We start from the raw sequence: 8786 nt of genomic DNA, 5'->3' as shown, positions 1-8786 counted from the left end.
TGGATGTGAATGCGCGCATTCACTCCGGCCGCAGTGGCCTGCGCCTGTGGGAAGACTGCGTGAAGTTCGGCATCGAGGCGCGCAAGTTGATCCTCGAAGCCTGCACCATGGTCCGCCCGTTCGTGCCACACACCATTGAAGGGCGCGCCTGGGAAGACTATCCGACGGAAGAAATCGCCAACGACATCCGCTTCTTCGAGTTCCATCCCAAGGACCGTTGGCACGCCTTTGCCGGCTACGCCGAGAAGCAGTACTTCATCGACCCGTGCAAGTTGCTGTTCACCACGCCGGGCATCGACCCGGTGGACGGCAGCTACACCGACTTCGGCATTCACGCCGGCATCCTGGCCAACTTCCTGCGCGAGAACGGCATCGTCCCGGAAAAGTGCGACCTGAACTCGATCCTGTTCCTGCTCACCCCGGCCGAAGACTGGGCGAAGATGACCCACCTGGCCGCGCAGATCGCCCGTTTCGAACGCTTCATCAGCGATGACGCGCCGATGAGCCGGGTGCTGCCGGCGATCTACGCGCAGCATCAGGAACGCTATCGCAACTACACCATTCGCCAGCTCTGCCAGGAAATGCACGACCTGTATCGCCATCACAACGTGCAACAGTTGCAGAAGGACATGTTCCGCAAGGAACACTTCCCGAAAAAGGCCATGAACCCGCAGCAAGCGCAAATCGAGTACATCCGCGGCAACGTCGAACTGGTGGCGCTGGCGGATGCCGACGGGCGTATTGCCGCCGAGGGCGCGCTGCCTTATCCACCGGGCGTCCTGTGCGTGGTGCCGGGTGAGATCTGGGGCGGCGCGGTGTTGAAATACTTCCTGGCCCTGGAAGAAGGCATCAACCGCTTGCCCGGTTTCACGCCGGAGTTGCAAGGGGTGTACCTGAAGCAGGAAGGCGGGCGTACCCGGGCGTATGGGTACGTGATCAAGGCCTGATGCTGCACGGGTCAGAAGCGTTCAACCTACAAGGTTCATGTGGTCAAGCAGTAAGCGTTAGCCCCTGTCCGGCCGCGTGCTGTACGTCGCCAGACCCAGGTTCAAAACTCTGCAAAAGGCAAGGAGTTTGCGATGGCTGATTCAAGCAAGAAAATGGGCCTGATGGGGCTCACGACGCTGGTAACGGTCAACATGATGGGCTCTGGCATCATCATGTTGCCCACCAACATGGCTCAACTGGGCGCCGTCTCGCTGCTGTCATGGATCTTCACGGCGATCGGTTCGATGGCCATCGCCTACTGCTTTGCCCAGTGCGGGGTCTTCTGCTCACGCTCCGGCGGCTTGTCCGCCTACACCGAAGAAGCCCATTCAAAGTCGGGTTTTTTTCTCTGCTCGTACCTGTACTTCCTGTCACTGGCGATCGCCAACGTGGCCGTGGCCATTTCGGCGGTGGGCTACATGACCGCCTTCGTGCCCTGGCTGGGCACAGGTGCGATTCCACTGTGTGTCGGCACGATCGGGCTGATCTGGCTGACCACCTTCGCCAACTTCGGTGGCCCTAGCATCACCGGCAAGATCGGTGCGTTCACGGTGTGGGGCGTGATCATTCCGGTCGCGGGCCTGAGCATCATCGGCTGGTTCTGGTTCAAGCCTGATGTGCTGGCCGCCGCCTGGAATCCGCACAGCGTGGCGATCTCCGAAGCCATTGGCAAAGCCATACCCCTGACCCTGTGGGCCTTCCTGGGCATGGAGTCGGCGGCCCAGGCCACCGATGCCGTGGAAGACCCCAAGCGCAACGTGCCGCTGGCCTGCCTGTTCGGCACCCTGGGGGCCGCCGTGGTCTATGTGCTGTCGACCACTGTCATCCAGGGCATCATTCCTAACGCGGAACTGGCCAAATCCTCGGCGCCCTTCGCATTGGTCTACGCCACGATTTTCAGCCCGATGGTCGGCAATATCGTCATGGCCCTGGCGGTCATGGCCTGCGTCGGCTCGCTGCTGGGCTGGCAATTTACCCTGGCGCAAACGGCCAAGATGACGGCTGACCAGAACCTGTTCCTCAAGCTGTTCAGCAAGGTCAACTCCATGAATGCGCCCGTCATCGGCATGATTGTCTGCGGCGTGCTGCAGACCCTCATGGCCCTGTCGACCATCTCGCCCGATGCCGCCGCGCAGTTCAGCAAGCTGGTCAGCCTGGCGGCAGTCACCAACCTCATCCCCTATATCACTGCGCTGACGGGCCTGCTGGTGATCATGCACAAGGCCGGGGTCTCGTCAGCGATTCACACGCGTAACGTGGTGGTCTTGCTGATTGCAGTCACGTACTCCTTGTACGCCCTGTATGCCTGCGGCAAGGACGCAGTGATGGGCGGCACCCTGGTGCTCGCTTTCGGCTACCTGCTCTATGGATTCCTCGCCAAGCGCTTCACCGACGCGCCAGCGGCCAACCAGGCCAGGGCCGCAAACCCTTAGGCGTGGCCAACAGGACTGCACAGACATCTGCATACGGGGAAACCGGACATGAACGTACCATTTGCCACAACCACCAGACTGCTGCTTGCCTTCGCACTCTCGACGCTGCCGCTAGTGGCCGGCGCCAACACCCTTGAACGGGTGCGCAGCAGCCACACCTTTACCCTGGGCTACCTGCCTGACCTGGCCCCTTTCAGCAAACAGGAGGGCGACAAGGCCAGCGGTTATGCCATCGACCTTTGCCTGAAAGTCGCCGACAAGCTCAAGAGCGAACTGGGTCTGCCTGACCTGCAAGTGCGCTACCAGCCCGTCAAGATTTCGGACGAGGTCAACGCCGTGAGCCAGGGTAAAGTCGATATCCTCTGCACGCCGACACCGCCCACCCTGGAACGGCGCAAGATGATCAGTTACTCCATACCGATCTACACCGCCGGCCTCTCGGTCGTGGTGCGCAATGATGCTCGCGAACCGCTGCTCAATGTGCTCAATGGCAAGGTCGCCAATACCGGTCCGACCTGGCGTGCCAGCATCAACAACGGTCTGGCCAACCAAACCTACGCGACCCTGGAGGGGGGCGTGACCGAAGACTGGATTCGCGAGCAGATGCGCATGCTCAATGTGATTGCCTCGCTGGTGACCGTGGCCAACAACGACGAGGGCATCAAGCTGGTCGCCGAGGGCAAGGCCGATGCCTTCTTCTCCGAACGCATGCTGCTGCGCAACGAAGTCGCCAAGGAGGGCGCGGCCAAGAACCTGATGCTCCTGGACCGCATCTTCGAGTACTCGCCGGTGGCGATGATCGTGGAACGCAACGACGAAGACTTCCGCTTGCTGGTCGATATGGCCCTGAGTGAAGCCTATCACTCGGGCTTCATAGAAAAGGCCTACGACCAGTATCTGGGCGGGAGCAACCTTGCCGTGAAAAGACTGTTCAGGGTCTATGCATTGCCTTAGTGGCATCGTGCAAACCCGTGGAGAGGGAGCTTGCTCCCTCTCCACGGATGATTTAATTGGCTCGGGTCAGCATCAATTGGCCAGGACCATGGCGAAGTAGCCGAGGACCGTCAGCAAGATTCCCGAGACGGCAAAGGCTACCGGAAAACCCACCCACGGCACGTTGCTGCCGATCTCCGTCGCGGCCTCCAGGCACGGGCCGGAATGACTGCGGGCACCGGCCATGCCGCCCATCAGCACCGCCGGATTGATCTTCATCAAGTGATAGCCCACCACCCAGACAGCGAAGGGCGGCAGCATGCAGGCGACGAAGCCCACCAGGAATATCTGCACGGCGAGCGTACCCGTCAGTTGAGCGAGGAGGGTGGCGCCGGCATTGATCCCGACAATGGCAACGAACACCAGCAGGCCCATGTCCTCAAGGATGTTACGCGCGGCGTTCGGCGTATTGCCGAAGAAGCGCAGGCGCGAGGACAGTGACGAGACGATGATCCCCGACACCATCAGGCCGCCAGCGCTCCCCAGGCCGACAGAAGCGCCAAAGGCGGGGAACTGGATCAGGCCGATCAGCAGCCCCAGGGTCATTCCGACAAACAGCGTCAACAAATCGGTCATGCTGCTGGGCCGGGCGATGACGCCAAACAGCTCGCCTGCGCGTTGCACCGCGCTGGACAGGCCCGTGACGAAAAGCACGTCGCGGCGTTGCAATTTGGTCTCCGGCCCTGCGGGCAGTGGTACACCGCCGCGCTGGATGCGAGTCAATTGCAGCTGACCGGCCAGGTCCAGTCCGCGGAACTCCTTGAGCTGCTTGCCGATGACGGCTTTCTCGGTCACCAGGATCTCCGCGTGGTCCAGGGGCACGGCGAGGGCTTTAGCGTCATCGACCTCAGGGCCGATCAGGCCGATATTGGTGGTCAGCCCCCTGCGTGTACCGCCAAGGGTAATCACATCCCCCAACTCCAGGCGGATGTCAGGGTCTGCCCCTATCGATTCACCGTCGTGATGCACATTGACGATGCGATATTCCGGGTATCGAGTGAGAAATTCGCGGATGGTGAGGCCGGCAGTCGCGGGGTTTTCCAGGCGATAGGCGCGCAAGCCGAAGGCCTTGTCAGCGGTGATGCCGTCGTCATCGAGGTCGTGCATCCCATGCTGTTCCTCATAGGCACGGGCCGCCGCTTTCGCATCGACACCCCACCAACGCGGCATGTACTTGCACATCAGTACGATGCCGACGGTGCCCCAGATGTAGGTAATGCCATAGGACAGGGTAATCATCGCCGACACCCCCTCGACCGTGTCGCCCGCAGCGAGGTGGACGGCGCCCGAGACAACCGCCTGTTCGGCCGAGCCGATGGCCGAGGACATGGTCGTGGCCCCGGCGAGGATTCCGCCGGCCGCGCCTGTCGGCAAGTTCAAAAGACGAGTCCCCACGACCACCACGGCGAGACTGAACACACTGCAAATGACCGCAAGGAGGGTGAACTTCAGCCCGTCATCCTTCAGGCTATTGAGGAAGGAGGGACCGACGCGCAAACCGACCCCGTACATGAACAGGTAGTAGAAGAGGTTCATGGTGAAGGTGTCGAGCTTGAACGTGATGCCATACAGGGAGGCGGCAATGGCGATGCCACAGCCGACCACTATGGCGCCTCCGACTGTACCCAACCCATAACCCTTGATGGTGAAACGCCCGATCAGCACCGCCAGGCTCACCACCAGGAACAGCAACATGTAGGGGTTGGCATTGAGAAACGCGAAGAGTGCCTGCACGGGTTGATGCTCCCTTTTCCGTTACGCTATTGCCTGACTTCAGGAAATCCTCAGGCAGTAGCGTAGCGTGTGAATCCGGGCAGGGTTGGCCTGCAACACGCCTCCTTGTCTATCAGGTCGACGAGCCTGCTCAAGGGGACCTGCTACGGCTGCCTGTTGTCCGGATACCAGACGGTCAACAGGCACTGATGGCTATCGGCTGAAACGTTCGGCCAGGCTGTGCAGGTAATCGGCCATGACTTCCAGATCCTGGCTGATGGCGGCGCCTTGCTTGGCCTGCCCGGCACTGTGATCACACAGTTGGGCAATTCGCGTGATCTGTTGATTGATATCTTCAGCCACGTGACTTTGCTCTTCAGACGCCGAGGCCATCTGCTGGCTCATGCCGGTTATCCGGGTGACGGCCTGGCTGATGCCTTCCAACGCCGACTGCACCGCCTCGACACTTTGCATGCTTTCGCGGGAAATCTGCTCGCCACGATTGGCCGTTGATACGGCGCGATCGGCACCGTCATACAGTGAAGCAATGATGCCGTGGATCTGTTCGGTGGAGGTGCGGGTGCGTTGTGCAAGGGAACGGACCTCGTCGGCAACCACGGCAAAACCGCGTCCTTGTTCACCTGCCCGGGCCGCCTCGATGGCCGCGTTGAGCGCCAGCAGGTTGGTCTGTTCGGCAATGGACGTGATGACATCCACGACACTGCCGATCGATTGCGTTTCGCTCGCCAGTGCATTGACCGCCAGGCCAATCTCGCTGACCGCCTCGTGCATGGTTTTCATGGCGCTCAGGCTTTGCCGGGCCAGCTCACTGCCGTCACGGGTCAACTGGTCAGCCTCCGACGCGGCATGTGCGGTGCTGATGACGTTTTGCGTGACTTCCTGAATGGTGGCGGCCATCTGTGAAATGGCGGCGGCAGACTGGTCGGTTTCACTGCGCTGACGATCAAGCGACTGCGCCTGGGAACCTGAGAGTTCGGATGACTGCGCCGCCTTGACCTTGACATTGACCCCGGCATCGACGAGCCGGCTCAGGGCAGTCTGCAGGCGCGCTTCCTCACTGACCATGGCCATGTCCAGTTGCCCCTGGGGACCGTGGTTATCGCTATAGGTGAGCGCGACCAGCGGATCGGAAAAGGCTTTTGGATGCTCGGCCAGGGTGCGCTCGATGGCCCGGCGATTTCGAGACTCGATCAGGTACCAGGCAACCCCAAGGCTCGTGATCAGGACTCCTTGTGCCGCCGTTTGTGGTAGCCACTGACTACCCAGCAGTGAAACCCCGCCAGCCATCAATAATGGCCACCCCTGTTGCAGCGGCCGGAAAATCCGCGCGCTCAGCGAAACGATCGGCTTGCCGGCCCGCATCCTAGAATAGAGCGCTGATGCCCGGCGGACCTGGTCGCGGCTGGGCACCGAGCGGACCGACTCGTAACCACTCATGCGTCCGTTTTCATAGATGGGCGTGACGTAGGCACTGACCCAATAGAAGTCACCATTTTTCGAGCGGTTTTTCACAATACCCATCCAGGGTTTGCCTTGCTTGATGGTGTGCCACATATGCACGAATACCCCGGGTGGCATATCGGGGTGTCGAACCAGGTTATGGGTCTGACCGACCAGTTCGTCGTAGGTGAAACCGCTGATGGCGACAAAGGCGTCATTGCAGTAGGTGATTCGGCTATCCAGATCGGTCGTGGAGATCAATCGCTGTTCGGTGGGGAAAACTCTTTCATGCTCGGTTACGGGTAAATTCACACGCATACAATGCGACCCCTCGGATTATTATTATGTTGAGCATATAAATCGGAAATGCGCCCAGGCATTGCGCCGGCCGGGTCTGGAGTCAGATCGCGGAAATTCAACACGCGGGCCCAAAGAGGAATTTATGGGTGGGGGAGGCTATCGACCCTTCATTCGACGACAATTTCTTTTCATTTCATGACAAAACAGCGATATCAATGTGAAATCACTCGTAACGTCGACTTGAGTGGGCCTTGAGTTGCGAATGAGCGTCGCGGTCAAAGGCCGCTGAGAGGAACCTCATTGGCCTGACGCCTGCCGGCTCGTTTCGTGTTGTCAGGCGGATGCGCCCACACCTGCGGCTTTCTCCGGCGACGCAACGTCATGCAGGGAAATCCTTGATGTCTCCGGTAATGCCAACCCGCCCGCCAATGCGAGCAATGCAATCGCGATCAGATAGAACGCCGGCGACAGGTTGCTGCCGGTGGTGCTGATCAGCCACGTTGCCACCAGCGGCGCGGTGCCGCCGAAAAGGGTGTACGCCATGTTGTAGGTGATAGCCGAGGCGGTGTACCGGGTACGGGTAGGGAAGGTTTCCGAGAGCAAGGCCGCGGTGACCACGCCACACAACACCGCGCCAATCGCCAGCAGCATGACGCCGACGATGGACGCGGCGAACGACCCGGAGCTGGCCATCAGGAACGATGGATACACGACCACGATCAACAGCGCACAAGCGCTCATCACCGTGACTCGACGTCCGACTCGGTCCGAATACAGCCCGGCAAGCGGGCAGATCGCCGCAGCGAACAGCAATGCAATCAGCGATACCAGCAAGGCTGTTGCGCGACTCAGGCCACCGGCGACTTGCAGGTAGGTCGCGAAGTAGGTGGTGAACATGTAAAACGAGAGAGCCGTAAGTGACACAAAGGCGCCCAGGCAACAGATCGCCGCACCATGGTTGCGCAAGGTTTCCTTGAGAGGGGAATGTGCGACAGCATGTTCCTGAGTCACCGCCTGGAATGCCGGTGTCTCATCGAGCTTCCAGCGCAAGTAAAGGCCCACCAGGCCCAGGGGCGCGGCAATCAGGAACGGCAGGCGCCAACCCCAGCTCCCCATTGCTTCGGCCGACAATGACGCCTCGAGCGCATAGGCCACCACAGCAGCGGCGGCGAAGGCGGAAAATGTCGACACCGGAATGAAGCTGCCGTACCAGGCGCGTTTATCACTCGGTGCATGCTCCATCAGGTAGGCACAGGCGCCTGCGTATTCTCCCCCGGCGGAAAAGCCCTGGGCGCAACGGATCAGGGACAGAAGGATCGGCGCCATGACCCCGATCGCCGCATAAGTGGGCAGCAGACCGATCAAGGTCGTGGCACCGGCCATCATCAGGATGGTCATCGCGAGGGTGCGCTTGCGGCCGATCCTGTCGCCCAGCATGCCGAAGAAAATCCCGCCAAGGGGCCGAAACGCGAAGGCCACGGCGAATACCGCAAAGGTCTTGAGCAGCGCGGCACTGGCGTCGCCGCTGGGGAAGAATTGCTGGGCGATGGTCGTGGCCAAAAAGCCGTAGACGGCAAAGTCGAACCACTCGACGAAATTGCCGATGCCGGCGGCCACAATCACTCTTCTCAGCGTTTGTGGGCTGACTTGTTCCATAGTTGCGCTCGTCATGCTTGACCTCGACAGTTCGTCAGTAAGCTACCGATTATCGGGGCTGACCCTGAGGTGGTTCACTTCAAAAGTGTCACCCACATAGTCAGTACCGACTTCATGCCGTTGAATCAGGCATGATTCGCGCCAGATTGGCCGAGGGAGAGAAGTGGGCGATTTTTTCGCAAATTTGAAAAGCGTTGAGGGTATTGTCGTTCGCCGGGATCAGATCAATCAGAAGGGACGAAA

General features: G+C 60.4%; 4 protein-coding genes and 3 pseudogenes. 3 read left to right on the top strand and 4 right to left on the bottom strand.

The window, feature by feature from the left end; all coding sequences use genetic code 11:
- From KGB07_RS21695 to KGB07_RS21685, 3 genes and pseudogenes are all read left to right on the top strand, one after another.
- Window positions 1-947: pseudogene (locus KGB07_RS21695) on the top strand (ornithine decarboxylase); the annotation flags it as partial.
- Between the two features lie 132 nt (window positions 948-1079).
- Window positions 1080-2420, top strand: a complete 1341-nt coding sequence (gene potE, locus KGB07_RS21690) for a putrescine-ornithine antiporter (protein ID WP_046043913.1) — start codon at window positions 1080-1082, stop codon at window positions 2418-2420.
- A gap of 48 nt (window positions 2421-2468) precedes the next feature.
- Window positions 2469-3374 (top strand): amino acid ABC transporter substrate-binding protein, encoded by a 906-nt coding sequence (locus tag KGB07_RS21685; RefSeq protein WP_046043911.1) that lies wholly within the window; start codon window positions 2469-2471, stop codon window positions 3372-3374.
- A 72-nt stretch (window positions 3375-3446) separates the two neighbouring features.
- On the opposite strand, the gene KGB07_RS21680 is transcribed toward KGB07_RS21685, so the two are convergent.
- The 4 genes and pseudogenes from KGB07_RS21680 to KGB07_RS21670 all read right to left on the bottom strand — a co-directional run bounded on the left by KGB07_RS21680 (window position 3447) and on the right by KGB07_RS21670 (window position 8558).
- Window positions 3447-5147 (bottom strand): aspartate:alanine exchanger family transporter, encoded by a 1701-nt coding sequence (locus KGB07_RS21680; protein WP_223466514.1) that lies wholly within the window; start codon window positions 5145-5147, stop codon window positions 3447-3449.
- Window positions 5148-5339: 192 nt separating this feature from the next.
- Window positions 5340-5837, bottom strand: a pseudogene (locus KGB07_RS29785) (methyl-accepting chemotaxis protein); the annotation flags it as partial.
- Window positions 5838-6596: 759 nt separating this feature from the next.
- Window positions 6597-6905 (bottom strand): annotated as a pseudogene (locus KGB07_RS29780) (PAS domain-containing protein); the annotation flags it as partial.
- Window positions 6906-7220: 315 nt separating this feature from the next.
- Window positions 7221-8558: an MFS transporter gene (locus KGB07_RS21670; protein WP_223466512.1), complete on the bottom strand. Its 1338-nt coding sequence runs from the start codon at window positions 8556-8558 to the stop codon at window positions 7221-7223.
- Window positions 8559-8786 lie beyond the last annotated feature (228 nt).

The organism is Pseudomonas sp. GL-RE-26, from assembly GCF_019956275.1.
GTDB classification, from domain to species: Bacteria; Pseudomonadota; Gammaproteobacteria; order Pseudomonadales; family Pseudomonadaceae; genus Aquipseudomonas; species Aquipseudomonas grandcourensis.
The sequence above is the reverse complement of the archived record's forward strand: the minus strand, read 5'-3'. Positions and strand labels throughout refer to the sequence as shown.